The organism is Nonomuraea sp. NPDC049758 (assembly GCF_040674635.1).
Taxonomy (GTDB): domain Bacteria; phylum Actinomycetota; class Actinomycetes; order Streptosporangiales; family Streptosporangiaceae; genus Nonomuraea.
This window is the reverse complement of the sequence record NZ_JBFAMZ010000025.1, coordinates 77125-101955: the sequence shown is the minus strand read 5'-3', so window position 1 is coordinate 101955 and position 24831 is coordinate 77125. Positions and strand designations below refer to the sequence as shown.

Annotated in this window: 28 protein-coding genes and 1 pseudogene; 14 read left to right on the top strand and 15 right to left on the bottom strand. The window is 73.1% G+C overall.

The features are described from left to right. Positions 1-23 precede the first annotated feature (23 nt). The 4 genes from AB0J46_RS43840 to AB0J46_RS43825 form a co-directional block, all read right to left on the bottom strand. Complete coding sequence (locus AB0J46_RS43840) at positions 24-992, bottom strand: TIGR04500 family putative peptide maturation system protein (RefSeq protein WP_364341164.1); 969 nt, start codon at positions 990-992, stop codon at positions 24-26. Then, positions 989-1966 carry an MvdC/MvdD family ATP grasp protein gene (locus AB0J46_RS43835; RefSeq protein WP_364341162.1) on the bottom strand — a complete coding sequence of 326 codons (978 nt, stop codon included), beginning with the start codon at positions 1964-1966 and terminating at the stop codon, positions 989-991. Before AB0J46_RS43835 ends, AB0J46_RS43840 begins: the two co-directional genes overlap by 4 nt. Positions 1967-2030: 64 nt before the next feature. Next, positions 2031-2183 (bottom strand): hypothetical protein, encoded by a 153-nt coding sequence (locus AB0J46_RS43830; protein ID WP_358300966.1) that lies wholly within the window; start codon positions 2181-2183, stop codon positions 2031-2033. A gap of 146 nt (positions 2184-2329) precedes the next feature. Next, positions 2330-3040: an amino acid racemase gene (locus AB0J46_RS43825; RefSeq protein ID WP_364341160.1), complete on the bottom strand. Its 711-nt coding sequence runs from the start codon at positions 3038-3040 to the stop codon at positions 2330-2332. A 109-nt stretch (positions 3041-3149) separates the two neighbouring features. On the opposite strand from AB0J46_RS43825, the gene AB0J46_RS43820 reads away from it, so the two are divergent. After that, positions 3150-4190, top strand: a complete 1041-nt coding sequence (locus AB0J46_RS43820) for an AsnC family transcriptional regulator (RefSeq protein ID WP_364341159.1) — start codon at positions 3150-3152, stop codon at positions 4188-4190. An 18-nt stretch (positions 4191-4208) separates the two neighbouring features. Here the strand turns inward: AB0J46_RS43820 and AB0J46_RS43815 are convergent, their stop codons facing one another. Both AB0J46_RS43815 and AB0J46_RS43810 read right to left on the bottom strand, forming a co-directional pair. Then, entirely contained in the window at positions 4209-5384 is a 1176-nt protein-coding gene (locus AB0J46_RS43815; protein WP_364341157.1) for an amidase, read from the bottom strand. Positions 5385-5495: 111 nt separating this feature from the next. Further along, the gene (locus AB0J46_RS43810) at positions 5496-6371 is read right to left on the bottom strand and encodes a LysR family transcriptional regulator (protein WP_364341155.1); all 876 of its coding nucleotides are present in this window, start codon (positions 6369-6371) and stop codon (positions 5496-5498) included. 117 nt (positions 6372-6488) lie between these two features. On the opposite strand from AB0J46_RS43810, the gene AB0J46_RS43805 reads away from it, so the two are divergent. Genes AB0J46_RS43805 through AB0J46_RS43790 form a run of 4 tightly spaced genes read left to right on the top strand, consistent with a single transcriptional unit; the run spans position 6489 to position 10712 of the window. Beyond that, complete coding sequence (locus AB0J46_RS43805; RefSeq protein WP_364341153.1) at positions 6489-8051, top strand: amidohydrolase; 1563 nt, start codon at positions 6489-6491, stop codon at positions 8049-8051. A 14-nt stretch (positions 8052-8065) separates the two neighbouring features. Further along, positions 8066-9028, top strand: coding sequence for an ABC transporter substrate-binding protein (locus AB0J46_RS43800; RefSeq protein WP_364341152.1), 963 nt, complete (start codon positions 8066-8068; stop codon positions 9026-9028). A 2-nt stretch (positions 9029-9030) separates the two neighbouring features. Further along, positions 9031-9939 (top strand): amino acid ABC transporter permease, encoded by a 909-nt coding sequence (locus AB0J46_RS43795; RefSeq protein ID WP_352353100.1) that lies wholly within the window; start codon positions 9031-9033, stop codon positions 9937-9939. 29 nt (positions 9940-9968) lie between these two features. After that, positions 9969-10712, top strand: a complete 744-nt coding sequence (locus tag AB0J46_RS43790; RefSeq protein ID WP_364341234.1) for an amino acid ABC transporter ATP-binding protein — start codon at positions 9969-9971, stop codon at positions 10710-10712. 62 nt (positions 10713-10774) lie between these two features. Here AB0J46_RS43790 and AB0J46_RS43785 read toward each other — a convergent pair whose 3' ends face one another. The 4 genes from AB0J46_RS43785 to AB0J46_RS43770 all read right to left on the bottom strand — a co-directional run bounded on the left by AB0J46_RS43785 (position 10775) and on the right by AB0J46_RS43770 (position 13088). Beyond that, on the bottom strand, positions 10775-12046 hold the full coding sequence (locus AB0J46_RS43785) for an MATE family efflux transporter (RefSeq protein WP_364341150.1): 1272 nt from the start codon (positions 12044-12046) through the stop codon (positions 10775-10777). A 384-nt stretch (positions 12047-12430) separates the two neighbouring features. Further along, a complete protein-coding gene (locus tag AB0J46_RS43780) occupies positions 12431-12700 on the bottom strand; it encodes a hypothetical protein (protein WP_364341148.1) in 270 nt (89 codons plus the stop codon). A gap of 2 nt (positions 12701-12702) precedes the next feature. Next, the gene (locus AB0J46_RS43775) at positions 12703-12942 is read right to left on the bottom strand and encodes a hypothetical protein (protein WP_364341146.1); all 240 of its coding nucleotides are present in this window, start codon (positions 12940-12942) and stop codon (positions 12703-12705) included. A 17-nt stretch (positions 12943-12959) separates the two neighbouring features. After that, complete coding sequence (locus tag AB0J46_RS43770) at positions 12960-13088, bottom strand: hypothetical protein (RefSeq protein WP_364341144.1); 129 nt, start codon at positions 13086-13088, stop codon at positions 12960-12962. A gap of 294 nt (positions 13089-13382) precedes the next feature. On the opposite strand from AB0J46_RS43770, the gene AB0J46_RS43765 reads away from it, so the two are divergent. The 3 genes from AB0J46_RS43765 to AB0J46_RS43755 are packed head-to-tail and all read left to right on the top strand — an operon-like array spanning position 13383 to position 16428. Beyond that, on the top strand, positions 13383-14963 hold the full coding sequence (locus AB0J46_RS43765; RefSeq protein WP_364341142.1) for a PP2C family protein-serine/threonine phosphatase: 1581 nt from the start codon (positions 13383-13385) through the stop codon (positions 14961-14963). After that, positions 14960-16063, top strand: a complete 1104-nt coding sequence (locus tag AB0J46_RS43760) for a cobalamin-dependent protein (RefSeq protein ID WP_364341140.1) — start codon at positions 14960-14962, stop codon at positions 16061-16063. The genes AB0J46_RS43765 and AB0J46_RS43760 overlap by 4 nt, the downstream gene beginning before the upstream one ends. Then, on the top strand, positions 16060-16428 hold the full coding sequence (locus AB0J46_RS43755) for an STAS domain-containing protein (RefSeq protein WP_358301000.1): 369 nt from the start codon (positions 16060-16062) through the stop codon (positions 16426-16428). The genes AB0J46_RS43760 and AB0J46_RS43755 overlap by 4 nt, the downstream gene beginning before the upstream one ends. Before the next feature lie 38 nt (positions 16429-16466). On the opposite strand, the gene AB0J46_RS43750 is transcribed toward AB0J46_RS43755, so the two are convergent. Beyond that, positions 16467-16937, bottom strand: coding sequence for an STAS domain-containing protein (locus AB0J46_RS43750; protein ID WP_364341138.1), 471 nt, complete (start codon positions 16935-16937; stop codon positions 16467-16469). 152 nt (positions 16938-17089) lie between these two features. Here AB0J46_RS43750 and AB0J46_RS43745 point away from each other — a divergent pair, with 152 nt between their 5' ends. After that, complete coding sequence (locus AB0J46_RS43745) at positions 17090-18106, top strand: lytic murein transglycosylase (RefSeq protein ID WP_364341136.1); 1017 nt, start codon at positions 17090-17092, stop codon at positions 18104-18106. A 21-nt stretch (positions 18107-18127) separates the two neighbouring features. Here the strand turns inward: AB0J46_RS43745 and AB0J46_RS43740 are convergent, their stop codons facing one another. After that, on the bottom strand, positions 18128-19297 hold the full coding sequence (locus tag AB0J46_RS43740; protein ID WP_364341134.1) for an FAD-dependent monooxygenase: 1170 nt from the start codon (positions 19295-19297) through the stop codon (positions 18128-18130). Positions 19298-19364: 67 nt separating this feature from the next. Here AB0J46_RS43740 and AB0J46_RS43735 point away from each other — a divergent pair, with 67 nt between their 5' ends. Beyond that, a complete protein-coding gene (locus AB0J46_RS43735) occupies positions 19365-19934 on the top strand; it encodes a helix-turn-helix domain-containing protein (RefSeq protein WP_364341132.1) in 570 nt (189 codons plus the stop codon). Between the two features lie 24 nt (positions 19935-19958). Here the strand turns inward: AB0J46_RS43735 and AB0J46_RS43730 are convergent, their stop codons facing one another. Then, positions 19959-20324 (bottom strand): hypothetical protein, encoded by a 366-nt coding sequence (locus tag AB0J46_RS43730; protein WP_364341130.1) that lies wholly within the window; start codon positions 20322-20324, stop codon positions 19959-19961. Positions 20325-20579: 255 nt separating this feature from the next. Here AB0J46_RS43730 and AB0J46_RS43725 point away from each other — a divergent pair, with 255 nt between their 5' ends. Then, entirely contained in the window at positions 20580-21014 is a 435-nt protein-coding gene (locus AB0J46_RS43725; RefSeq protein WP_364341236.1) for a hypothetical protein, read from the top strand. Continuing rightward, positions 20941-21339, top strand: a pseudogene (locus AB0J46_RS43720) (FAD-dependent oxidoreductase); the annotation flags it as partial. The gene AB0J46_RS43725 and the pseudogene AB0J46_RS43720, both read left to right, overlap by 74 nt. A gap of 272 nt (positions 21340-21611) precedes the next feature. Here the strand turns inward: AB0J46_RS43720 and AB0J46_RS43715 are convergent. Then, positions 21612-22307: a helix-turn-helix domain-containing protein gene (locus tag AB0J46_RS43715; protein ID WP_364341128.1), complete on the bottom strand. Its 696-nt coding sequence runs from the start codon at positions 22305-22307 to the stop codon at positions 21612-21614. Positions 22308-22366: 59 nt separating this feature from the next. Here AB0J46_RS43715 and AB0J46_RS43710 point away from each other — a divergent pair, with 59 nt between their 5' ends. Beyond that, positions 22367-23335: an NAD(P)-dependent alcohol dehydrogenase gene (locus AB0J46_RS43710; RefSeq protein ID WP_364341126.1), complete on the top strand. Its 969-nt coding sequence runs from the start codon at positions 22367-22369 to the stop codon at positions 23333-23335. On the opposite strand, the gene AB0J46_RS43705 is transcribed toward AB0J46_RS43710, so the two are convergent. Next, positions 23328-23813 carry an NUDIX domain-containing protein gene (locus AB0J46_RS43705; RefSeq protein ID WP_364341124.1) on the bottom strand — a complete coding sequence of 162 codons (486 nt, stop codon included), beginning with the start codon at positions 23811-23813 and terminating at the stop codon, positions 23328-23330. The two genes, AB0J46_RS43710 and AB0J46_RS43705, sit on opposite strands and share 8 nt — an antisense overlap. Before the next feature lie 233 nt (positions 23814-24046). Here AB0J46_RS43705 and AB0J46_RS43700 point away from each other — a divergent pair, with 233 nt between their 5' ends. Next, the gene (locus tag AB0J46_RS43700) at positions 24047-24811 is read left to right on the top strand and encodes an SDR family oxidoreductase (RefSeq protein ID WP_364341122.1); all 765 of its coding nucleotides are present in this window, start codon (positions 24047-24049) and stop codon (positions 24809-24811) included. The last annotated feature ends 20 nt before the right edge of the window (positions 24812-24831 follow it).

Genomic DNA, 24831 nt, shown 5'->3' with positions numbered 1-24831 from the left:
CGACGCTGCGGGCGCCGGACGCGTCAGAGCCAGTGCCAGGTGACCCCGGCCTCCCGGGCGGCTCCGGTCAGCCACTCCTCGAAGGCTGCCTCGCCGGCGGCCTTCAGCGTGGCCGCGTCCGCCACGGCCTCCTGCCGTTCGACGACCTGGCCGGTCAGGAAGCCCTCTTCGTAGGGGACCGGGCCGGCGGCGCCACCGGCCGGCAGCTCCCGCAGCGGTACGGGCAGCTCGCCCGCCCACGTCCGGGCCCTGGTCAGCCGCAGGTCCCAGCGGCCGGCGAGCGGCCCGTCGAGCTCGGCCGCCTCGACCGGCTCGTCCGACAGCACCCAGGCCGCCCGTACCTGGGCGAACCGGTCACGATGACGGTCGAGGTACGCCGGAGCCAGCTCCGCCCGCTTCCGGGCGCGGAACCGCCGGTCCTTGGCGGTCATGGTCATGTGGTCGTGGAACGCCTCGGCGCTCATGCCCATCCGGTCCAGCCACTCCGCCATCGTGTCGTGGCCGAGCAGGCCGCGCCGCCTGCGGAACCCGTCCGCGGCGGCCTGGACGTCCGCCAGGCCGACCTCCTCCTGCTCGGCGGCGTTGCGCAGCACGCAGAACCGGACCAGCTCCTCCTGCGGTGACATCCCGGGACGCGCCAGCGAACGCAGCATGAGCATCGCCTCGGACACCGACACGTGCGTCCCGTCCACGGTCAGCACGTAACCGGCGGCCCAGTGGGTCGAGTGGTCGACCAGCCAGGACGTGCCGTCCTCGGCCTGCACGCCGAGCATGATGGTGCCGCCCGACGGGTGGTCGAGCAGCAGGTCGTAGTCGACGACCGGCGAGCCGGGACGCGGGCTGGTCACCAGCTGGGCGCCGAGCCGCGGGTGCGCCTGGGCCCAGGCGGCGGCGGTGCGGCGGGCCTCCTCCACGGCCGAACGCCGGCGGGTCAGCCCGTGCAGCAGGTTCACGCCGCTTTCGAGGGCCGGCCCGAGGGAGAGCTGAGTCATTGCGCGTCCGTTTCTCCGGCGGTGAGCCAGTCGGCGACGGCGTCGCTGATGGGCAGGCCGGTCAGGTCTTCGATCCAGGCCCACTGGCCGTTGGGGTTGATCTCCAGGAAGACGTACTCCCCGTCGGGGGTGAGGATGAGGTCGATCGCCCCGAAGGACAGGCCGAGCGCCGCGGCCAGGTCGACGCAGCGGCGGGCGACGTCGTCCGGCAGGCGGTGCACGCTGTGGCGGGCGCGGGCGAAGTCGTAGTGACGCCAGTCGTCGCGGGTGCGCGGCGAGTCCTGGGAGGCGATCTCGGCGGTGAACACCTGCTGTCCGACCACGGTGACCCGCAGCTCCACCGCCTTGGGCACGTACGGCTGGAGGATGACCGGCTCGTGGACGATCCGCCCCCGGCCGCCGAGCGACCGCCGGGTGACCACGGTCGTGTAGACGGCGTGCGCGCCGCCGTCGATCTCGAACAGGGTGTGCTCCATCGCCTTGGCGATCAGCCGCCCGTCCGCGTGTTCGTAGGCGGGCACCAGCTCGGACGGGTCGTTGGTGATCACCGTCCGGGGCACGGCGAAGCCCAGCCGCCGGGCCAGGGCCAGGTGGACCAGTTTGTTGTGCGCCCTGCGCAGCACCGGTTGGCGGGCCGGCAGCCAGCGCGCGTCCAGCAGGTCCCAGAAGCCGTCGGTGAACCACTCCGACAGCTCGCCCACCCGCGCCCGGAGGTCGTCCGCGGTGACGTCGTCCGCGGCGCGCGGCCGTCCGGGGCGCCGGGTCCAGACGGCCGTCGTGCCGGAGAGGTCGAAGACCTGCCCGTCCCTGGTCAGGACCAGTTCCTCACCATCCGCGCCGAAGCGCGCGGTCAGCCGGGCGGCGGACGGGTACTCGCCCGGATCCCACCACAGGACGTCCGCGCCCCGGGCCTTCAGCTTCGGCAGCACCAGGTCGACGGTCGCGTCGCCGGGCTCGCTCAGAATCAGTAGCACGTGTCCCCCCAGCCGCGCGGGAGGAGAGCGGGCTCCCCTCCCACGCGACCGCGAATCGTCTCTATCAGTAGTCGGAGACCCAGTCGGTGGGCGGGTTGCCGTTGGTGCCGTAGCAGCGCTGCATCCGCATGCCGCCCGCGACGAGGCCGAGATCGGCCTCCTCGATCACCGCCAGTTCGTCACCCAGATCGTCCAGACTCACGATCTTCTTGCTCATGGTCGTAACCTCCCTTCACATCGAGCTGCGAGCCCCCCGGCTCGCGGACGTGCGGGCACGTCCTCAGCTCGTGCGCCAAGCCCACCATCCGGAGATTGGAAGTGGCTTGGATGTGACTTGAGAGGTGGAAGTGAAGAAAGTCCGGTTCAGCCGCGCGGGGCCAGCGCCGCGCGGACGACCTCGCGGGCCAGCAGGCGGGCGGGGTCCACGACGGGGACCGGGACCGTGGCCGGGTCCAGGGCGAGCAGCACCTCCGTGCACGCGGCGACCACGCGCCGGGCGCCGCGCGCGGCCATCGAGCGGGCCTGCGCGGCCAGCGCGTCGGCGTGCTCCCGGCCGGCGCGGCCGCCCTTGACGGCGGCGATGGCGGCCATGACCTCGCGCTGGCCGGGCTCGTCCGGCTCGATCGGGGTCACGCCGTGCCGGCGCAGCGCGGGGCCGTACAGGTCGGCGCGGAGCGTGCCGGTGGTGGCCAGCAGCCCGGCGGCGGGGACGCCGTCGGCGGCGAGGGCGGCGGCGGTGACCTCGACGATGCTGACCAGCTCCAGCCCGGCCTCCTCGGCCAGGCGCGGCACGAACGCGTGCGCGGTGTTGCACGGCACCGCCAGCAGCTCGCACCCGGCCCCGCTGAGCGCCCCGATGCCGCGCCGCAACTGCGGGGTCGGGTCCTCACCCTGCCCGAGCAGGCTCGTCGACCGGTCGGGGACGCGGGGGTCGCCCCAGATGACGACCGGCACGTGCTCCTGGTCGCTGGTGGCGGCGGTCTCCTCCACGAGCTTGCCGTAGAAGTCGACGGTAGCGGCCGGGCCCATGCCGCCCAGCACGCCGACCATCCTGGCCCGGCCGAGCGAGGTCATCCGCGGGTCTCCCTTTCGGTGGCTGCGCCTGACGGCGGTCGGGCCCAGGATCCCGGTATAGGGTGTCCCGACCGCTGGAACGCGGCAATCGGACATCAAGGGAGGATCAGTGCAGGATTCCGGCGTGCAGCCGCCCTCGTTGCTGGCCGAGTCCGACCTTGAGCTCATCGACGCCCTGCAGATCAGCCCGCGGGCGAGCTGGGTGGAGGTGGGGGCGGCCGTCGGTGCCGACCCGGTGACGGCGGCGCGGCGCTGGCAACGGCTCACGAGCACCGGCGAGGCGTGGACCACGGTCGCCCTCGGCCCCCGCCAGATGCACGCGCTGAGCATGGCGTTCCTGGAGATCGACTGCGCGGCCGGCGCGGCGGCCGAGGTGGCGGCGGCGCTGGCGCGGGAGCGCCATCTGATCACCGTCCAGCATGTCGCCGCCGGGCACGACCTGTTCGTGATCGCCGTGGCTCCGTCGATGCCGGCCCTGGCCGACCACGTGCTCACCGCGCTGCCCCGGGTGCCGGGCGTGGCCAAGGTCCGCACGCACGTCGCCACGCGGGTGTTCGAGGCGTCGTGCCGCTGGCGGTTGCGGGTGCTGCCGCCGCGCACCGCGGCCGCCCTGGCCAGGCGGCCGGCCGCGCCGGAGTCGACCAGGGAGATGGACGAGATCGACCGGCGGCTGTTCACCGCCCTGCTGCCCGACGGCCGCGCGCCCTACGCCGAGCTGGCCAGGGCGGTCGGCACGTCCGAGCGCACGGTGCAGCGCCGGCTGACCAGGCTGGTGGCCACCGGCGACCTCGACTTCCGCTGCGACCTGGCACGTTCGCACGCGGGCTGGCACTCGGCCGCGCTGCTGTGGCTGCGGATGCCCGACGCGCTGCTGGAGGAGACCGGCCGGGCGCTGCTCGGCTGGCCGGAGACGCGTACCTGCGCGGCGCTCGCCGGGCCGCGGAACATGCTGCTGACGGTGGGCCTGCACGGCGTGGCCGACCTGCATCCGCTGGTGGTGCGGCTGGAGGAGCGCTTCCCGCACGTGACCGTGGCCGACCGGCAGATCGTGCTGCGCCAGTCGAAGCTGTACGGGCGGCTGCTCGACCCGTACGGCCGGTGCGCCGAGGTGGTGCCGGTGGATCCGTGGAGCCTGCCCGGGGCGGCCTGACCAGCGGATCCTCGGGGGTCAGCGCGGCTCGGGGATCGTCCCGCCGCGGGCCTCCCTGCACATCGCCGCCCGGAGCACGGCGGCCTCGCTCGTGGCGACGAGCTGCAGGTCGCCGACGGCGAGGGCGGGCAGGCCGAGCGCCGACACGGTCGCGGTGATCCGGCCGACCTCGCCGCGCACCCGGGCCTCGTCGCAGCCGACCCGGGGCGCGGGGGCGCCGAGCGTCGGCATGACCAGCAGGTCGATCCCCTCGATGGTGGCCGCGAACGCGGCCCGCAGCGCCGCCAGCCGCTCGGCGGCCCGCCGGTACTCCTCGTGGCCGACACCGCCGGCGGCGGCCAGCTTGGCCCGTACCCCGGGGCTGTAGCGGGCGGCGCACTCGGGGAAGGTGCCCTCGTGCGTCCGGCGCGCCTGCGCGCCCACGATCGTCCAGTACGGCTCCAGCACCTCGGCGGGCAGGGTCACCTCGCGCAGCCGCGCGCCCAGCTCGGCGAAGTCCCCGGCCTGGTCGCAGCCCTCCGCGACGCCCACGACCAGCCCGGCCAGCGAGTCGGGCGGCTCGACGGCCTCGCCGGTCAGCGCCTGCCAGACGCGGGCGCAGTCGGCGACCGAGGTGGTCATCGGGCCGACCACGTCGAAGGCCGGGGCGAGCGGCGCCACCCCGGCGGCGGGCACGGCCCCCGAGCGCGGGCGCAGGCCCACCACGCCGCAGCAGGCCGCGGGCATGCGCACCGAGCCGCCGGTGTCGGTGCCGAGCCCGAACCGGGCGATCCCGGCGGCGAGCGCCGCGGCGGTGCCGCCGCTCGAACCGCCGGGGGTCAGGTGCGGGTGGCGCGGGTTGCCGACGTCGCCCCAGTGCGGGTTCTCGCTGGTCACGCCCCAGGCGAACTCGTGCTGGTTCGCCTTGCCGACCAGCAGCGCGCCGGCCGCGTCCAGCAGCTCGACGCAGCGGGCGTCGGCCAGGGCGGGTTCGGCGCCGTACAGGGCGGAGCCGCGGGTGGTGGGCAGGCCGGCCACGTCGATCATGTCCTTGACGACGTACGTCCAGTTCCGCAGGGGGCCGTCCGGCGTGCTGCGGTCGTCGCGCCCGAGGCGGTCGAGGACGGGCTCGGGGCCGGCCTCGATGAGGATGTGGTGCCCGCTGTGGAGGCGGATTGCCTCGGCGGACTGGGCGATCGCCGCCTCGCGTTCCACGGTGGAAGATCTCCTTAGCCTTGCGCGGGCACGGCGACGCCAGGTGGCCGCGGCCCGGGGGATGATCCGGCACATGCTGGCAGATGGGCCCCGGCCGCGTCGAGAGGCGGTTCAGACGGTCAGCTCGTCCAGCAGCCACTGCAGGCGGGCGGTCTCGCGGTCGGGGTGGACCAGCGTGAAGATGCTGCGGCTGATGTTGAGCCACGGCACGTCGACCACCACGACGTCCTCGCCGTGGCCGCGCAGCGCGAGGTCGGGGATGAGGGCCGCGCCCACGCCGGCGCCGATCAGCGACAGGGTGATCTTGAAGTCGTCGGAGTGGCAGACCACCCGCGGGTGCAGGCTCCAGTGGGCGAACAGGGCCTCGAAGAGGGTGGCGTCGCTGCTGGCCGGATGGTGCATGATCCACGGCAGGTCCACGAGCTGCTCGGCCCGGTACGGCGACAGGTCCGGCCAGAGCCTGGGCAGGACGAGCCGGTACCGGTCCTCGGCGATCCACCGCCTGTTGAGCACCGAAGGCCACGACAGCCCGGTGTTGCCGACCTGGTAGACCACCGCGGCGTCCATCTCGCCACCAGTGCCCAGACGGGCGATGAGCTGCGACGACTCGGCGACCGACAGCCGGATCCCGGCCCGGTCCTCAGGCTCCATCCGCCGCATGACGTCGGCCAGCACGCCGGTGAAGCTGGGGAACAGCCCGAGCCGGATCTGCGGCTCGCTGTTGCGGTGCACCGCCTGGACGGTGGCCACCATGCGCTCGATGTCGGCCAGCACGGTCTCGGCCTGCCTGGCCAGCACCTCCGCCGCGCTGGTCGGCAGCACGCTGTGGGCGAAGCGGTCGAACAGCCGCACGCCGGTCTCCCGTTCCAGCGCGGCCATCTGCTGGGAGACGGCCGAGGAGGTGTAACCGAGCCGGTTCGCCGCCGCCGCGAACGACCCCAGGCGCACGACCTCACGCAGTGTGCGCAGATGTTCTGGCTTGAGCATAAGCGTTCCTTGCTCTCAGCGCTGCTAAATGTCGTGTTTATATCGCTTCCTACTTCTTTCCACCACTTCTACAGTGAGCCGCACCACCCCACCCGAAACCCCTGAGAGATCCATGACATGCGCGTATACCGCAACGCCACCATTCGCACCGGCACCAACGGCGCCCCCGCCGCCCAGGCCATGGCCGTGGACGGCGAGCTGATCGTCGCCGTCGGAACCGAGGCCGACGTGCGTGCGGCGGCGGGCCCGGGAGCCGAGCTGGTGGACCTCGACGGCGCCGCCGTGCTGCCCGGCCTGTACGACGCCCACATCCACACGGCCCAGTACGCCCAGAGCCTCGGCGCGGTCGACCTGCGCGACGTGCGCTCCCTGGACGAGGCCCTGGCCAAGGTGGCCGCGCACGCGGCGACCCTGCGGCCGGGCGCCTGGCTGTTCGGCGGCCGGTGGAACAGCAACATCTGGAACCCGCCGGTCCAGCCCGACCGCAAGGCCCTCGACTCGGTCTGCCCCGACCTGCCGGTGGCGCTGCCCAACGTCGACGGCCACACCGTCTGGGCCAACTCCGCCGCCCTGCGGATGGCCGGGATCGACGCCTCCACCCCCGACCCGGTCGGCGGCGAGATCGTCAGGGACGCGTACGGGGAGCCCACCGGCATCCTGCGCGAGTCCGCCTCCTACCCGCTGCGCGCCCTCATGGTCTCCGGCGACCTGCGCGACCTGCTGCGCGCCGGCCAGGAGGAGCTGCTGTCGTTCGGGCTGACCAGCGTGCACGACATCGACGGCGAGGACTGCCGGGCCGCCTACCTGGAGCTGCGCGACGCCGGCCAGCTGAAGATCCGCGTGCACAAGGCGATCCCCACGGTCGCCCTGGAGGCCGCCATCGCCGAGGGCCGCCGTACCGGCCAGGGCGACGACTGGGTCCGCACCGGGCCGGTCAAGGTGTTCAGCGACGGCGCGCTGGGCTCGCACACCTGCCACATGCACGAGGCGTTCGCCGGTGAGCACGACAACACCGGCATCGCGGTCACCCCGTACGAAGACCTCGTGCGGATCTTCAGCAAGGCGGCGGCGGCCGGCATCGCGGTCGCCACGCACGCCATCGGCGACCGCGCCAACCGGCTGGTCCTCGACGCCTACGAGGCGATCGGGACCACCGCCGGCCTGCGGCACCGCATCGAGCACGCCCAGCACCTGCGCCCCCAGGACCTGACCAGGATGGCCAGGCTGGGCGTCGTCGCCTCGATGCAGCCGGTGCACTGCACCACCGACATCGCCCTGGTGGACTCGCTGCTCGCCGGCCACGACCTGGCCTCCTACGCCTGGCGAGGCATGCTCAACGCCGGGGTCGCGCTGGCCTTCGGCTCCGACGCGCCGGTGGAGAGCCCCGACCCGTGGGCCGCACTCTACGCCGCGGTCACCCGTACCCGGCAGGACGGCACGCCCGCCGGCGGCTGGCAGCCCGAGCAGCGGCTGAGCATGGCCGAGGCGATCACCGCGCACACCCTCGGCGCCGCGTACGCGGCCGGCGAGCAGGACCGCAAGGGCGTGCTCGCGCCCGGCATGCTCGCCGACTTCATCGCCGTGGACACCGACCCGTACCTGGAGCCGCCGGAGGCGGTGCTGCGCACCCAGGTCCTCACCACCGTCGTCGGCGGCGAAGTCCGCTGGCAGCGATCCTGAAGGAGCACCCCCTCGTGAACATCCGCACTCTCTCCGCCCTCGCCGCCGGCGCGCTGCTGGCCGCCACCACCGCCTGCGGCGCCCAGTCCCTGGACGGCGGCGGCGACGCCGCGGCCCCCGCGGACGGCGGCGCGGCGGCGGTCACGCTCGACCAGGCCCCCACCGAGGAGAAGGCGGCCGACGTGATCAACGCCATCACCCCGGACCAGGCTCTCGCCGCCAAGGCGCCCGCCCGCCTGAAGACGCAGGGCCTGAAGGTCGTGACGTCCGTCGGCTACCCGCCCATGGAGCTGTACGCGAGCGACGGCAAGACGGCGATCGGCTTCGACCCGGCGCTGGCCAGGGCCATCGCCAGGAAGCTCGGCGCCAAGGTGACCATCTCCGACGAGGAGTTCAACTCCCAGATCCCCGGCGTGCTCACCGGCCGCTACGACTTCGTCATCTCCTCGATGAGCGACACGCCGGACCGGCAGAAGCAGGTCACGTTCGTGGACTACGTGCAGGCCGGCGCCGGTCTGCTGGTCAAGAAGGGCAACCCGGCCAAGATCGGCGGCCCGGCCGACCTGTGCGGCAAGACGGTGTCCGTCGTCGACAACGGCTCGTCCATGGAGCTGGCCGAGGGGTACGACGCCGACTGCAAGAAGGCCGGCAAGACGGCCGTGAACATCCTGAAGTTCCCCGGCGACCAGGAGGCCCTGATCCAGGTCACCGGCGGGCGGGCGCAGGCCACCATCACCGACTACGTGGTGGCCGCCAGCAAGGCCGCCGACCCCAAGCTGGAGGTCGAGGCGATGGCCCTGGAGGGCACCGAGAGCCCGTGGGGCATCGGCATGAAGCCCGACGACAAGGAGCTCGTCGACTCGGTGAAGGGCGCGCTCGACTCCCTCATCACCGGCGGCGAGTACGCCAAGCTGCTGAAGGCGTGGAACCTGGACAAGCTGGCCGTCCAGTCCGCTGTCGTCAACGGCGGTAAGTGATCATGCGCACGGAGCCCTTCACCGGGCCGTCCGGGGAGCACGTCCCGGTCGCCAGGACGCGCCACTGGGGCCGTCTGGCGGCCGCGGCCGTCGTGACCGCGATCGCCGGCTGGCTGGTCTACCTGGTCGTGGTGAACCCGCGCCTCGACTGGGGCAAGGTCGCCGAATACCTGTTCAACGACCGCATCCTGGCCGGGGTCTGGGTCACCATCGAGATCTCGGTGCTGGCGACCGTGCTGGGGCTGGTGCTCGGCGTCGCCGTGGCGATCATGCGGCTGTCGCACAACCCGGTGCTCAGCGGGCTGGCCACGCTCTACATCTGGTTCTTCCGCGGCACGCCGGTGCTGGTGCAGCTCATCTTCTGGTACAACCTGGCCTTCCTGTTCCCCGAGCTGGTGCTCAAGGTGCCGTTCACCATGATCGGCGTCAAGTGGGACACCAACGAGGTGATGACCGGGTTCACCTCGGCCATGCTGGGGCTCGGGCTGAACCTGGCGGCGTACTTCGCCGAGACCGTACGGGCCGGGATCCAGGCCGTCGACCACGGCCAGACCGAGGCCGCGTACGCGCTGGGCATGACCCCGGCCAAGCGCATGCGCGTGATCGTGCTGCCGCAGGCGCTGCGGATCATCATCCCGCCCACCGGCAACGAGTTCATCTCCATGCTGAAGACCACCTCGCTGGTCTACGTGGTGGCCGGGCACGACCTGATGACCAACGCCAGCCAGATCTACAAGGCCAACAACCTGATCATGGAGCTGCTCATCGTGGCGAGCCTGTGGTACATGCTGATGACCGCCGTCGCGACCTTCCTCCAGGGCCGCCTGGAACGCCGGTTCGGCTCCGAGGCCGTACGGCTGGTCCGCGGCGGCGGCCTCGCGGCCCGGATCCTGCCGAAGGCGGCGGCGTGAGCCCCGTCGTGCACGCCACGGGCGTGCGCATGGGCTTCGGCGACACGCAGGTGCTCAACGGCGTCGACTTCACCGTCGCGCCGGGCGAGGTGAGCTGCGTGATCGGGCCGTCCGGTTCGGGCAAGTCGACCTTCCTGCGCTGCGTCAACGGGCTGGAGCCGGTGCTCGGCGGCAGCCTGCGGGTGCTCGGCGAGGAGGTCGGGCACAGCCTGCGCGAGGGCCGCTACCGGCCGTGGACGCCCAAGGAGTTCGCCGTCTTCCGCCGCCGGATCGGCATGGTGTTCCAGCGGTTCAACCTGTTCGCCCACCAGAGCGCCCTGGAGAACGTGGCCTGCGCCCCCGTCCACGTCCTCGGGGTCTCGGCGGAGCGGGCCCGGGCGACCGCGATGGAGCACCTGGAGCGCGTCGGCCTGGCCGCGCACGCGCACAAGCGGCCCCACCAGCTCTCCGGCGGCCAGCAGCAGCGGGTCGCCATCGCCAGGGCGCTGGCGATGAGCCCGGAGCTGATGCTGTTCGACGAGCCCACGTCCGCGCTCGACCCCGAGCTGGTGGACGAGGTGCTGGAGGTCATGCGCGGCCTGGCCGCCGACGGCATGACGATGGTCGTGGTCACCCACGAGATCGCCTTCGCCAGGGAGGTCGGCGATCGACTGGCCTTCTTCGCCGACGGGGTCGTGGTCGAGAGCGGCCCGCCGGCCGAGCTGCTGGCCAACCCGGAGCACGAGCGGACCAGGGCGTTCCTGTCCAGCGTCCTGACCCAGGACCGCAGCTGACGCGAGGGGGCTCCGCCCGCCGGAGCCCCCTTCCCCTCCTTCTGTCGCGCGCTGAACCCCTTCTAGCGCGCGCTGAACCGCAGGAAACCGGCCGTCTGCGTCACGAGGACGAGCAGCGAACCGGCGATCAACGCCAGCCACAGGCCCCGCAGCCCCCACGCCCCCGCCGCCGGCCCCGCCACGGACGCCAGCAGGCCGTTCCCCAGGACGGCCGACCCCAGCGTCCAGGACGACCGCCTGAGCGCCGTCAGCCCGGCCGACATCACGATCGCGCAGTGGTCGGCCAGGGCGTGCACCACCGACAACGGCACCAGGCCGACGGCGACGGCGAGCACGGCGGCGTCCGAGGTGAACAGCCTGAGCACCGTCTCCCCCAGCGGGACCAGCACCAGCCCGCCGGCCAGCACGCCGGTGGCAGCGATGGTCAGAGCCGTCCGGTTCAGCCGGCGGGCCTCGCCCGGCAGGGCCGCCCTGGCGATCTCCGGCGTCGCGGCCTGCGCGACCGCGACGGCGGCCAGCCCGAGGAATCCGTGCAGCGACAGCAGGATGGCGTGCGCGGCCGCCCCCTGCGCCCCGGTCCGCGCGGCGGCGTACGTCACCCCGCCCATGACCGCGAACTTCACGACGAGCGTGGCCGACATCGGGACGCCCACCCGCGCCATCCGCAGGATCTCCCGCCATCGCGGGCGGCCCGGCCACGACGACCGCCCGGCCAGCTCGGGCAGACGCAGCAGCAGCGTGTTGGACACGGCGACGGCCACGGCGGTGGACGCCACCAGCGCCACCCCGCTGCCCTGGACGCCCATCTGCGGCACCAGGACGAGATGCAGCACCACCCCCGTGGCCGTGCTCGACAGGCCGGACCAGAGCACCAGGCGGCTGCGTCCGAGCGCGACCAGCACGCCGCCGGCGCCGCTGCCCGCCGAATACAGCAGCACCTGGAGCGCCAGCAGCGGCGGCAACGCCCCGAACTCGGCCACCACCTCGCCGGGCGCCCCGCCGATCCGCGCGATCATCGGGACGCCGAGCATGACGCCCGCGCCGGCCGTGCCGAGACCGGCGGTGAGCCACCGCGCGTCCTTCAGGACGAGCAGCGCCTCCGCCGGACGATCCCGGCAGGCGGCGACGAACGGCGCCATCCCCCGCAGGCCACCCGACACCGCGGCCGTCACGGGGGTGAGCACCGCGTTGACCAGCGCGAAGGCCGCCAGTTGGGCCGTGGCCTGGCGGCCGAGGAGGGAGGTGGTGACGAGCTGGGCGACGATCCCGGCGCTCATGGACAGGAAGAGCGGGACGGCCGCGGCGAGCAACGTGCGATGAGGTGTGGAGGGCATGAAAAGCAAGATCCCGGGGGCGCCTGCCCGCCGGGATGCGTGATCATTATATCGGTGCGCCGCCCGTCGTGTCCGCCCCTCAGCCGCCCCCGAGGCGGCCGGGCTTGAGTGGACGTCCGGAGCGAGTGTCCAGGGCGACCGTCTGCCCGCCCCGCCTCCCCCGGTCGTCCAGGCGTACGTGTGCGGGGTCGAGCCAGGTCACCCTGGGCAGGCCGGTCGAGCAGCACGTAGTGCCCGAGACTGCCGGCCAGGGCGCCGGCCACCGCGACCGCCGCCAGGGCCAGCAGGCCCGCGGCCATCCGGGCGCGGGAACGCGGAGTCGCGGCGGCACCCGGCTCCGGATCGTCGTCCATGTGCATCGAGGTTCTCCGCGGCACGGCCGGTTCAGCCGAACCTGGCCTCCAGCCTGATCCGCTGGTTGGTCCCGCTCTGCTCGAAGTCGGCGGTGACCTGCGGGGCGAAGGCGGCGGAGCCGGTCAGCTCGACCTGGAGCGGGTAGACCTCGCCGCCGGTGGCCGAGCGGTAGGTCGCGGTGATGCGGTACCGGCCCAGGGGCACGTCGACCACCGCCCAGCCGCTGTCCGTGTAGGCCGGCGTGCGGCCGGGGACGACCTTGCCGTCGCTGCCGTCGATCAGCGGGCCGACCGGGGTCATCGTCAGCCGTACGTCTGCTGGTCGACGTCCTCCGGAAGGTTGTCGAACCAGACCAGGCCGCCGTAGTGGCGTCCGTCGGCGCCGGGCCGCCTGCCGGTGACCAGCCAGGACGACGGCTCGCGGGGCAGTTGCGCGCGGTAGAGGTCGTTGCCGTCGCTGTGCAGCACGATGTCGCTGTTGTAGTAACGCCGGTCCTTCACCACGACCTTGGCGCCCTGCACCGGCCGGCCGGCCGAGTTCACCACCTTGCCGCGCACCACTACGCCGCCGCGCCGACGGTCGCGTCCGCCGCGTCGGCGGGGCCCGGCGCGCACCCGAGCACCGCCCCCAGGACGAGCGCCGCCCCCGTCCTGCCCAGAACCGACCGGGTCCTCGTCTCGCCCATCATCTCCCCGTCCGCCGACTGCGTTCTGCCTGACCGGTCAGACCCTGGCCGCGGCTCCTTGGAAACGACTGGAAACCACTGGAGACGGCCGGTCGGGGGCGCTCGGCCGGGCCGTCCGCGGCTGGGGCGGTGGGCGAGCCTCGGCTACAGTGGAGAGAAGAAGGTGCACAAGCAACCATGATTCAGGGAGGCAGAGCCCGTCGCGGCGGGCTCGTTGTTTTGAGAGGTCTGACGAGCAGTCTGGGGCAGGACGAAACCGGGGCCGTGTGGCGCGGCGCCCCCTACCCGGTTCTGGTGGTGGACACCGCAGGTGTCATCGCCCTGGCCAACGACGCGGCGCTGCGGCTGCTGCCCGGGGCGGTCCCCGGCGCGGCGCTGGCGGACAGCGCTCCCGCCTGGCTCTCCCACGCCCACGCCGCCACAATCCCTCTCCCTGACGTCATCCCGCCCGACGCCGCTCTTCCTGAGGGGGTGCGCGGTTCCATCGGGGCGGCCACGTTCGAGGCGCGTCCGGTCCGCGACGGCGACATGATCGCCTGGTGGCTGGCCGACACCACCGACCTCGACCGCGCCACCCAGGCCCTGCACCTCGAACGCGAGCGGACGTCGTTCCTCGACAAGGCCTCCAGCGAGCTGCTGTCCTCGCTCAACCTCGACCGCTGCCTGGAGGTGACCGCCCGGCTGGCCGCCCGCCACCTGGCCGACGCCGCGCTGGTCATCCTGCCGCCCTACCGGCGCCGGCACCCCATCGCGTACTGCGGGCCGGACGGCGTCGTCGTCCGCGAGGAGCTGGCCGTCGATCCCGAGGCCGTGCCGGGTCTCGCCGAGGCGCTGCAGGGCTACCCGCCGCTGCCCTCCCGCTGGATCGACCCCGCCACCGCCCCCGGCTGGCTGGCCCGCGACGGGCTCGGCGAGATCGGCTCGATGGTGGTGACCGCGCTGCCCGGCCACGGCGTCCCGGCCGGGGCGCTCGTGCTGCTGCGCGGCAGCGGCCAGGCGTGCTTCTCCGACGGCGAGGAGGTCTTCGCGCGGCTGTTCGCGGCCCGCGCGGGGGCCGCGATGTCCGCCGCCCGCCTGTACGCCGAGCAGGCCGACATCACCGAGACCCTCATGCGCGAGCTCCTGCCGCCCCGCGCGCGGAGCCTGCACGGCGTCGAGGTCGCCGCCCGCTACCGTCCCTCGGAGCACACCGCCCGCGTCGGCGGCGACTTCTACGACCTCCATCCGCCCGCCGAGGCCGGACAGGAGTCGCTGGTGGTGCTCGGCGACGTGGCCGGCAAGGGCCTGGAGGCGGCCGTGCTCACCGGCAAGATCCGGCACACCCTGCAGGCCCTGCTGCCGATGGCCGGCGACCACCAGCGCGTGCTCGAACTGCTCAACGGCGTTCTCATCAAGGGCGGCGACCGGTCCCGCTTCGTCACGCTCGTCCTGGCCTCGATCCAGCGGGCCGGCAACCGCGTCCTGCTCCGGGTCACCAGCGCCGGGCACGCCCCGCCGCTCGTCGTGCGCGGCGACGGGCGCGTCGACGTGGCCAGCACCAAGGGCACCCTCATCGGCATGCTCGAACGCGTCACGAGCGTCACCGACACCGTGGTCCTCGAACCCGGCGAGACCTGCCTGCTCTACACCGACGGCATCACCGAGGCCAAGGGCGGCCCGCTCGGCGACGAGATGTTCGGCGACGAGCGGCTGCAGGAGGAGTTGCGGCAGTGCGGCGGCATGCCGCCCGAGGCGATCACGGAACGTGTGGAGATGTTGTCGTCCCAGTGGGTAGGAGGTGGCGATCACGATGACATGGCCGTCATCGCCATCACCGCGCCGCGCGGGGCACATCTGAGCGCGGTGGGAGGACACGGACGGGGAAGGTTCACCGCATGACGCACGCAGACGGACTCTCCGCCTGGCGCGAAAAACTCTGGGACGCCGCTGTCGCCGGCGACGAGTACGCCGCCACGGACGCCGCGCTCGCCGCGCTCGACCAGGACATCTCGCTGGAAACCCTGCTGCTGGACGTGGTCGCCCCCGTACAGGCCCGCGTCGGCCGGGAGTGGGAGAGCAACCAGATCACCGTGGCGCAGGAGCACACCGCCACCGCCGTCAACGAGCGGGTGCTGGCCGCGCTCGCCCACCACCCCGCCGCCCGCGCCGCCGCCGCGAACGGCCCGGCACTCGGGCGCATCGCGGTCGCCTGCATCGACGGCGAGTGGCACGCCATGCCCGCCCGCATCCTGGCCGAGGTGCTGCGGCTTCGCGGCTGGCGGGTCGACTACCTCGGCGCGCAGGTGCCGACGCCCCACCTCATCACCCACCTGCACCGCACGGCCTGCGACGTGGTCGCGCTGTCCAGCTCCATCCCCACCCGGCTGCCCGGCGCCCACGCCGCCATCACCGCCTGCCAGGCGACCGGCACGCCGGTGATGGTCGGCGGCGCCGCGTTCGGACCGGACGGCCTCTACGCCCGGCTCCTCGGCGCCGACGCCTGGGCCGCCGACGGCGCCGCCGCCGCCGACCGGCTCGCCGCCGGCCCGCTGCCCCGCCCCGTCGCCGCCCGCCAGGCCGTGGACGACCTGCCGCACCTGGACGACCAGGAGTACACCATGGTCAGCCGGTCGGCCCGGAGCCTGGTCAGGGATGTCATGGGCGGCCTGGAGGAACGCGTACCGGCGATGGCGGACTACACGCCGCGGCAACGCCGGCACACCGCCGAGGACATCCTGCACATCGTCGACTTCCTGGCCACCGCGCTCTACGTGGACGACCCCGGGCTGTTCACCCGGTTCCTCACCTGGACGGCCGGCGTCCTGACCGCTCGCGGCGTCCCGGCGGGCACGCTGATGCCGGCTCTCGACCTGCTGGGCAGGCGGCTGGAGGACTTCCCGCGCGCCTCTGCACTGATCACCCACGGGCGCGACGCCGTGCGCGCCGCGGCCTCCCCGACCGACGAAACCCCGCTCCCCGGCCACGGAAAGATCGCATGACCGCCTTCGCCCCCGACCCGCTGACCCTCGTCCAGGCCACGCCCCACCCGGGGGTGCTGCGCGTCGCCGTCACCGGCGACCTGGACTACAACACGGCGCGAGAGCTCCTGACCACCGCTCTCGCCGCGCTCGCCGACGGTGGCCTGACCGACCTGCACCTCGACTTCGACGGCCTGCACTTCTGCGACTCCAGCGGCCTGTCGGCGCTGCTCATGATCCACCAGCACGCCGTGACGGCCGGCACCCGGCTGCACCTGGAGCAGCGCCCGCGGGTGCTGGAGCGGCTGCTGGACGTCAGCGGCACGTACGAGCACCTCACCGGCGCCCCGGCCGGTGTCACCCAGCACTCCTTCACCCAGGACTGACACCCGCCGGCCGCCCGCTCAAATCCGGCCCGGCCGGTTCAGCCGGCCGCGGCCTGGTCGGCCGTGTCGCGCCTCGTGCGGCGCAGGATCGCGGCCCCGGCCACCGCGGCGGCCACCGTGTCGCCCATGGCGATGTGGTCGGCCAGCCCCGTACGCCGCATCATGTTGGCGCAGATCGGCGGCGGCGCGGCCACCGCCAGATCGCCGCCGGAGTCACGCGCCTGCTGCCACAGCGCGATGACGACGGACAGCCCGGTGGAGTCGAAGAACTCGATGCCCCTGAGGTCGAGCACGACCATCGGCGCCGCGCTGTCGCCGTTCCCGCTGTTCCCGTCGTCGTGACCGCCCGCCACGACGCCGAGCGCCCATTGCCGGAACTCGGGTTTCTGCATGAAGTCGAGCTCCCCGCTCAACCCCATGACCAGGCACCCGTCCGCCTGTCTCGTCTCCGCCCGCAACCGGGGCCCTCGCCAGCTCTTCTCGTCTTCTCCGCCGTCGATGCCGCTCACCTCCCGGTGGTCCCTCTTCTACCCGGCCGATCCCCGGCCACGCCGCCGCCTTGGAAGAAGCGTACGCATCCCCGGTGCCGAGTGCCGCCCACCGGAGCGATACGGGGCGAGATGTCCGGTATAAAGCCGTGAGGCAGGTAGGTTGGCCGACCATGGACGACCTCCGACGCCCGTTCCGCGCCCGCCCGCCGCAGCCCCGCACCGGCCGGGGCCGTACGCTCGCCTGCCTCCTGCTGGTGAGCGCGGCAGTCGCCGGGACGGGCGGATGCGGCGCCACGGCCACGACCGCCGCCCCCTCGTCACCCTCCCTCGCTTCCACCCCCTCCTCGCCCTCCGTCCCTTCCTCGGCCTCCGCGAAGGCGACGAGCGCCTCACCGTCGGCGACGGCGAGCGCCGGCGCCTCCTCCGGCCAGGCGCTCCCCGCCCCCGGCGCGCCGCTCCCCACCGACCCCGCCCGCCTGGCGACGGCCCTCCGTGACACGACCACGGCCCTGAACGCGGCCATCGACCGCTGGCGCCCCTCGACGGGCGCCCCGCCGCGGGACGTCGAACTCCTGGCCCTCTACCAGCAGCGCCTCTACCGCCACGCCGCCCGTCATCGCGCCCTGGCCGACCGCGCCTTCGCCCGCCTGCCCGCCGCCCTCGCCGCCCAGGCCAAGGACAACGTCAGCGCCCTGCGCGGGCTGCTCGCCCTGACCCGGCCCATCAAGCCGTCCGCCGTGTTCAAGGTCCAGGCGGCCCGCCCGGCCGCGGAACTGCTCGGCCACTTCAAGCGGGCCGAGCGCCGCTTCGGGGTGGAATGGGAGGTCCTGGCGTCGGTGATGTTCGTCGAGACCAAGTTCGGACGGGTCCGCGCCGACAGCCACGCCGGAGCCCAGGGCCCCATGCAGTTCATGCCGGCGACCTGGCGCGCATACGGGATGGGCGGCGACGTCCAGAACCCCCGCGACGCCGTCATGGGCGCGGCCAACTACCTCCACGCCAGCGGCGCGCCCCGCGACTACCGGCGGGCCCTGCACGCCTACAACCCGTCCCAGGCGTACGTGGACGCCGTCCTCCTGCACGCCCGGCAGATGCGCCGCGACCCGCGCGCGTACTACGCGTACTACAACTGGCAGGTCTTCGTCCTCACCACAGCAGGCGAGCGCCGCCTGACCGGCCCGAAGTAACCCCGCCCACGACCGCCTGCGCTACCGGACCGGGCTGTAGTCCGGCAAGGGGCGGGCGGTCCTGGTCTGGAGGCGGCGTTCCACCGCTCCCATGGCCTTCAGCAGCGGGAGGCGGACCAAGGTGTCCCGGACGCATCGCCCGCCCTCGGTTCTCGGCACCATGAGCCGGACGTTCGGGCCGATCTGCTGCTTCCTGGCCACCAGCGGGCGATGGGCGGCCTCGTACCGCGCGAAGGCGACCCGATGATCACCACCGGCGGCGGCGAGCTCCCCCGCCAGCCGGTACGCCCCCACCAGGGCCAGCTCCGCGCCCGCCCCAGAAGCCGGCGAGGCGCACCAGGCGGCGTCGCCGACGAGCACGACGCGGCCCTTCGACCACGAGTCCATGTGCACCTGGCCCAGCGCGTCGAAGTAGAAGTCGGGGTCGGCCAGGGCCGAGTCGAGCAGCTCCCGGGTACGCCAGGACGTCTCGTCCCCGAACGTCCGGCTCACCAGCCGCTTGTGCTCGGCGACGTCCCGGTGGTCGTAGTCCAGCGGCGCGGAGCGGAAGATGAAGTACGCCTTGGCCTGCGCGTGGTTGCCCGACCGGTAGATGCCGGCCATGCGGCCGGGCGTGTTGAACATCGTGACCCAGCGGTCCTCCCCGAGCGCGGCGTCGGCGTCGGCGAAGGCGAAGTAGTGGTCCTTGTGCCGGACGAACTCCTCCTCCGGCCCGAAGGCCAGCCGCCGCACGTGGGAGTGCATGCCGTCGGCGCCGACGACCAGGTCGAAGGTGCGGGCGGGCGCGTGCTCGAAGGCGACCCGCACCCCCTGTTCGCGCTGGTCCAGGCCGCTGATCGCGTCGCCGAACATGATCTCCGCGTCGGTCGCCTCGCGCAGCAGCGCCACCAGGTCGCCACGCATGATCTCCGCCGAGCCGGGGTCGCGGGTGTCGACGCGGGCGACGGGCCGGCCGCCGGCGTCCACGAACTTCATGCCGTGCACGTCGGTGGCCAGCGCGCGCGCCTGCGGCATGATGCCCATCCGCGCGGCCACCTCGACGGCGTGGTCACGCAGGTCCACCCCGTTGCCGCCGGCGCGCAGGCGCGGGGCGCGCTCGACGACGGTGGGCCGGAAGCCCAGCCGGGCCAGCCAGTGAGCCAGGGCCAGCCCGGCGATGCCGGCTCCGGAGATCAGGATGCGCTCGTTCACTGAGGCTCCTCGGGGTACAGTAACTGAAATAAGCGTTCCAGTTAACTATGTGGAATGAGCATTTCAGTTGTCAACACCCGCCGAGCCCAAGCGCCGTGCCGACGCCGTGCGCAACCGCCGACTCGCCCTCGACGCCGCCATGACACTGCTGGCCGAACCCGGCGCGACGCTCACCGTCGAGGCCATCGCCACGCAGGCGGGGCTGGGGGCCGCGACCGTCGTACGCGCCTTCGGCGGCAAGGACGCCCTGCTGGACGCCGCCGTCTCCCGCCTGCTCGAACCGGTCGTCCAGCGCGCCCGTGACCTGCTCGCCGAGACCACGGCCCACCAGGCCCTGCAGACCTTCCTCCGTGAGCTGATCGCGTTCCAGACCGCCCACCACGCCGTCAACGACCAGCTCTACGGCCTGGACCTGCCGGCCACCACCGCCCTGCGCGCCGGGCTGGCCGCCGCCGTCGAGGAGATGATCGAGGGGGCGCGGCGCGAGGGCGCGATCCGCACCGACATCGAACCCGCCGTCGTCACGACGCTTCTCGGCCGGACCGCCCTGGCCGTCGCCCGCGCCCAGCCCCCTTCACAGGCCCTCGCCGACGCCTACCTCACCGTGCTGCTGGACGGCCTGCGCCCCACCAGGTGACCGCTCGCCCCGCCTGCCGCATCACTACTTGACGCAGTATTCGATCTTCGCGGCGGCCATCGTGATGTTGACGACCCGCTTGCCCAGCCACTTGTCCTGGAAGTCGCAGAAGTAATCCCAGGTGCCGTCGCTGTAGTCGATGTAACCGGACCAGCCGCCGGGTTCCAGCTTGTAACCCTTGGAATTGAGCGAGTGGTCACCGGCGCAGTTCTGGCTCCAGCGGCCGATGGTGCCGTCCGACTTCCAGTACTTGTAGACCAGGTAGCTCGACTGGCACCAGGCCGACGCCGACGCGGCGGCCGGGCCGGGAGTGGCCACGATCGTCAGAGCCGCACCGGTGGCGGCCGCCGCGGCGAGCAGTTTCCTCGTCCGCTTTCCCGTTCCGAACATTTCTCGTCCTCTCCGGCCGCGCAAAACCACGGCGACACGAATGTTCAGCGATTTCACCGGGCCCTGTTCGCCCCGATGACGGAGAGCCTGCCCGACCCGGAACCCGGCCCACAATGCCTTTTAGCCCAGCCTAAAAGGGCCGCACCTACGCGGGAGGGCAGCCTGATCAGCGATTCATTGAATACGCCTTGACCTGGACCGGGATAGGCTTGAGCACCACCTCCGCAGCCAAAGAGCAGTGCGGGGGGAATCGAAATGTCGAAGCCCAGAACATTCCTCAACGCGATCACCGCGGCATTCTTGGCATTCGCCGTTCAACCGCCCGCTCCCGCCGATGCGGACAGCAGTCGCGACCGCGGCCCCGACACCTGGATCACCAATCCGATCACCGGTGGACAGCTCTTCGTCGACATCCCCAACGCCTGCCGCTACAACATCGAGAACCCTGAATGCGTCCTCGGCTCCCGCGTCCGGCTGGGCGCCCAGGTCGGCGGAAACTACCACTCCTTCTTCTTCGAGAGCCCGCCCGGCGGCGGCAGCGGCAAGTGCCTCGACGTCGAGAACGGGGCCTACCCCGACTGGCCGCGCCCCGACGCCCCGCTGCAGATATGGCGACCTGCCCGGCGCCGAACGGCTCTTCGACATCGACACCCTCGACGGGGCCCGGCGGCTCACCGGCTTCCTGCGTGACCGGGAGGACTTCACGGCCGTGGTCGTCGGCGCCGGCTTCACCGGTCTGGAGGCCGCGACCGCGCTGGCCGTCCGGGGCCCGGTGCTGCTGGTGGACCGGTCGCCGGTGGTCGCACACCAGCTCGGCCCCGGCCCGCGTCCGCAGATCGAGGCGGCACTGGACGAGCTGGGCGTCGAACGCCGTCTCGGGACGACGGTGACCGAGGTCGGCGCAGGGTACGCCGTCCTGTCCGACGGCACCGAGGTCGAGGCGGACGCGGTGGTCTGGTCGGTCGGCATGCGGGCCAGCGAGCTCACCCGGCAGATCTCCGACGAGCTCGACCACCTCGGCCGGATCCCAGTGGACCGGTGGCTGCGCGCGCTCCCCGAGGTGTTCGCCGCCGGGTACAACGCGGCGGCCGACCTGCTCGGCGTGCCGCCGCGCGACTTCACCCCCGGCCCGTACGTCACCTGCCTGGACCTGGGCGACGCCGGATCCTCGCCGCCGCCGACCGCGTGCGCATCGAGCTGCCCTTCTTCCCGCGCGACGAGGAGACCGCCGGCTGACCCCCTGCCCTCCACCACGAGCGGCCGGGGTCGTCCTGCCGGGCGTCGGCGTCAACGGCCGCTCCGCACGTTCGCCGGCCTCGCCGCCGAGTGGGGCGTACCGGACGACGTCGGGGCCATGTGGCCGAGCGTGAGGGGCGGCGGGGGCGGCAGGGGCTCGGCGTGGTCGGCGCGGAAGGACTGCAGCAGATACGCCACCAGCCGCCGCGACGCCGCCGCCCCCTCCCCGGCGCCGGCGACGATGCCGCAGTTGGCCCTCAACAGCAGCGCCAGGTCCGCGGAGGCGAAATCGGCCCGCAGCCGCCCGGCGGCCTTGGCCCGCCGCACCACCTCCGCGAAGCCTCGCTCGGCCCGCTCGCGGGTGCGCTCGTAGTCGACCGCGTCGGGGAACGCGGTGAGGAAGGCGTCGGTGAACCCGCGGTCCGCGACCTGCATCGCGCACACCTTCTCGATCGCCCCGCAGAACCCGTGCCAGGGATCCGGGTCGGCCAGCGCCTCGTCCACGACCGACGCGCACGCCGCCAGCTCATCCGCGAACACCTCGGTGATCAGGGACTCGCGTGACGGGAAACGCCGGTAGAGGGTGGCCACGCCGACCCCGGCGCGCCGCGCGATCGCCACCATCGGCACGTCCAGACCGCGCCTGGCGAACGTCTCCCGCGCGGCCTCCAGGATGCGCGCCCGATTGTGCCGCGCGTCGGCCCGCATTTCCCTGGCGGGCGCCAACTGAGAGCGAGGAATGGGCATCTTTCTCACATTAGCCTAAATGGAGAGCCCCGTCCGTTTAGCGGGCTAGCGTCGTCCGCATGGAGACGAACGAGATGCGCGCGGCCCTGTTCGACCGGTACGGACCGCCGGAGGTCCTGTACGTGGGCACGGTGCCGAAGCCGGTCCCCGCCCCCGGACAGGTGCTGGTGCGGGTGCACGCCGTCAGCGTGAACGGCGGCGAGGTGCACGGCCGGACGGGGCGGCTGCGCCTGGTGACCGGGCTGATGCAGCGGGGCTTCCCGAAACGGCTCGGGATCGACCTCGCCGGCGAGATCGTCGCCCTGGGGTCCGGGGTGACCGGCCCCCGGGTCGGCGACCGGGTGTGGGGCACGCTGGGCCGCACGTTCGGAAGCGCCGCCGAGTACGTGGCGATCCACCCCCGCCGCCTGTCCCCGGCCCCAGCGTCCGTCGACCTGGTGGCGGCCGCGGCGCTTCCGGCAGGCACGACGGCCATCACGGCGCTGCGCGACCAGGCCGGGCTCAGGCCGGGTGACCGGCTGCTCGTCCGCGGCGGCAGCGGTGGGGTGGGCGCTGTCGCGGTGCAGCTCGGGAGGGTGCTCGGCGCCCACGTCACCGCCCTCGCCGGGGCACGCAACCTCGACCTCGTCCGCGACCTCGGCGCGCACGAGGCGTATGACTACGCCACCGTCGGCCCGGCGGATCTGGGCAGGTTCGACGTGATCCTGGACACTGCGGGCACCGAGCACGCCGCTTTCCGCCGCCTGCTGACACCGTCCGGCCGCATGGTGGCGATCGCCTTCGATCCGCGCAGGATCGCGGCGTCCGTGGCGTACATCGCCGCCTCGGCCGTCCACGGCCGGCGGCGCGTGCGCTTCTTCAGCGGCAACCCCACCACGCGGCTCCTCACCGACCTCACCCGGTACGTGGACGGCGGCGCCATCCGCCCGGTCGTGGACACGGTCTTCCCGCTCGACGACATCGCCGCGGCGCACCGGACGTTGGAGGCGGGCGGCGTACGCGGCAAGGTCGTCGTGCGCATCATCTGAGAGCCGTACCGGCTCCTGCCTCTTCCAGAGCACGGAAGGAGATCCGGGTCGCGGCCAGGTCGGGATCGCGGACGTGCCTCTTCGCCTCGGACTCCGGAACCACCCGCCGGTGCTGCACCTCGAACTCCGGCGCCCACTCCTCCAGCCGGACCTCCGCACGCCAGTAGGAGCGGACGAGGACCAGGCCGAGCTCGCGCCCGCGCACGCATTCGCTGCGGGCGTACCCGAGCAGGCGGCTGCCGATGACCGTGACGCACGCTTCTTCGAGCATCTCCCGGCGCAGGGTCTCCTCGATGGTCTCCGTTCCTTCGGGCCGTCCGGCGGGGAAACCCCAGTGCTCACCGTCATGGCTGATGAGGACCAGCTCATCGGCGTCCGTCACGCAGATGCCGGCGGCTCCGTGAGACCTGCCTTCCGGCGGGTCGCCGGCCGGGTGCCAGGACACCTGCCAGTCCTGGCCGTTCGAACGCACGGGCATCCGCTCCCCGTCACGGGCAGGCACGACAGCTGCCATACGACTCTCCCCAGGACACGTCTGGTCGCTCCCAGACATTCAAGACGACATTCGGGTCACTCGGCAGCCCTTTTCCCAGCGGCCTCCTGCCCGGTGACGCACACCACATGGGCACAGCGTCACAGGATCCCGGGGAGCGGAGTCTCCATGGACAACGCGGAGACATCACCCGCCCAGTGCGAAAGGAAACCCCACCCATGAACGAGCACACGTCACAGCCGAAGGTGGCCCTGATCACCGGCGCGAACAAGGGAATCGGCCGCGCGGTCGCCGAACTGCTGGCCGCGCAGAAGGTGACCGTCCTGGTCGGCGCCCGTAACGCGCGCCGCGGCGAGGAGACCGCGGCAACGATCCGCGCCACGGGAGGCGACGCGCACGCGCTCGAACTGGACGTCACCGCCCCCTCCACCGCCCAGGCGGCCGCCTCCTGGATCCACGACCGCTTCGGCCGTCTGGACGTGCTGGTCAACAACGCCGGCATCACCGGATCGGGCCAGGCCGCGCCCCAGGACGCCCTTGACCGCGTCCCCAGCGCCGTGGACGTGGAGCTGGTCCGCGAGGTGTTCGACACCAACGTCCTCGGAGTGATCAACGTGACCAACGCGGTGCTGCCGCTGCTGCGGCGATCCCCCGCCGCCCGGATCGTCAACCTCTCCAGCCACGCCGCTTCGCTGGCGCTGACCGCCGAGGTCGACGGGCCCCTGTCGGGGCTGCCGTCAGCGGCCTACTCGCCGTCCAAGGCCGCGCTGAACGCGCTGACCCTGCAGTACGCGAACGAGCTACGCAAAGAGAACATCCTGGTCAACGCCGCCGCCCCCGGTTACGTCGACACCGACATCAACGGCCACAGCGGCTTCCTCACCCCGGCGCAGGGCGCGGCCGTGGTGGTGCGCCTGGCCACCCTCGGCGAGGACGGCCCGACCGGCGGCTTCTTCAGCGAGGACGGCCCACTGCCCTGGTGACGATCCGGCAGGAGGACCCG

Coding starts and splice junctions, on each gene's coding strand:
- AB0J46_RS43840 (WP_364341164.1), bottom strand. CDS start 992: ATGACTCAGCTCTCCCTCGGGCCGGCCCTCGAAAGCGGCGTGAACCTG.
- AB0J46_RS43830 (WP_358300966.1), bottom strand. CDS start 2,183: ATGAGCAAGAAGATCGTGAGTCTGGACGATCTGGGTGACGAACTGGCG.
- AB0J46_RS43825 (WP_364341160.1), bottom strand. CDS start 3,040: ATGACCTCGCTCGGCCGGGCCAGGATGGTCGGCGTGCTGGGCGGCATG.
- AB0J46_RS43810 (WP_364341155.1), bottom strand. CDS start 6,371: ATGCTCAAGCCAGAACATCTGCGCACACTGCGTGAGGTCGTGCGCCTG.
- AB0J46_RS43805 (WP_364341153.1), top strand. CDS start 6,489: ATGCGCGTATACCGCAACGCCACCATTCGCACCGGCACCAACGGCGCC.
- AB0J46_RS43795 (WP_352353100.1), top strand. CDS start 9,031: ATGCGCACGGAGCCCTTCACCGGGCCGTCCGGGGAGCACGTCCCGGTC.
- AB0J46_RS43790 (WP_364341234.1), top strand. CDS start 9,969: ATGGGCTTCGGCGACACGCAGGTGCTCAACGGCGTCGACTTCACCGTC.
- AB0J46_RS43785 (WP_364341150.1), bottom strand. CDS start 12,046: ATGCCCTCCACACCTCATCGCACGTTGCTCGCCGCGGCCGTCCCGCTC.
- AB0J46_RS43780 (WP_364341148.1), bottom strand. CDS start 12,700: ATGACCCCGGTCGGCCCGCTGATCGACGGCAGCGACGGCAAGGTCGTC.
- AB0J46_RS43770 (WP_364341144.1), bottom strand. CDS start 13,088: ATGATGGGCGAGACGAGGACCCGGTCGGTTCTGGGCAGGACGGGGGCG.
- AB0J46_RS43760 (WP_364341140.1), top strand. CDS start 14,960: ATGACGCACGCAGACGGACTCTCCGCCTGGCGCGAAAAACTCTGGGAC.
- AB0J46_RS43755 (WP_358301000.1), top strand. CDS start 16,060: ATGACCGCCTTCGCCCCCGACCCGCTGACCCTCGTCCAGGCCACGCCC.
- AB0J46_RS43745 (WP_364341136.1), top strand. CDS start 17,090: ATGGACGACCTCCGACGCCCGTTCCGCGCCCGCCCGCCGCAGCCCCGC.
- AB0J46_RS43730 (WP_364341130.1), bottom strand. CDS start 20,324: ATGTTCGGAACGGGAAAGCGGACGAGGAAACTGCTCGCCGCGGCGGCC.
- AB0J46_RS43725 (WP_364341236.1), top strand. CDS start 20,580: ATGTCGAAGCCCAGAACATTCCTCAACGCGATCACCGCGGCATTCTTG.
- AB0J46_RS43715 (WP_364341128.1), bottom strand. CDS start 22,307: ATGCCCATTCCTCGCTCTCAGTTGGCGCCCGCCAGGGAAATGCGGGCC.
- AB0J46_RS43710 (WP_364341126.1), top strand. CDS start 22,367: ATGGAGACGAACGAGATGCGCGCGGCCCTGTTCGACCGGTACGGACCG.
- AB0J46_RS43705 (WP_364341124.1), bottom strand. CDS start 23,813: ATGCCCGTGCGTTCGAACGGCCAGGACTGGCAGGTGTCCTGGCACCCG.
- AB0J46_RS43700 (WP_364341122.1), top strand. CDS start 24,047: ATGAACGAGCACACGTCACAGCCGAAGGTGGCCCTGATCACCGGCGCG.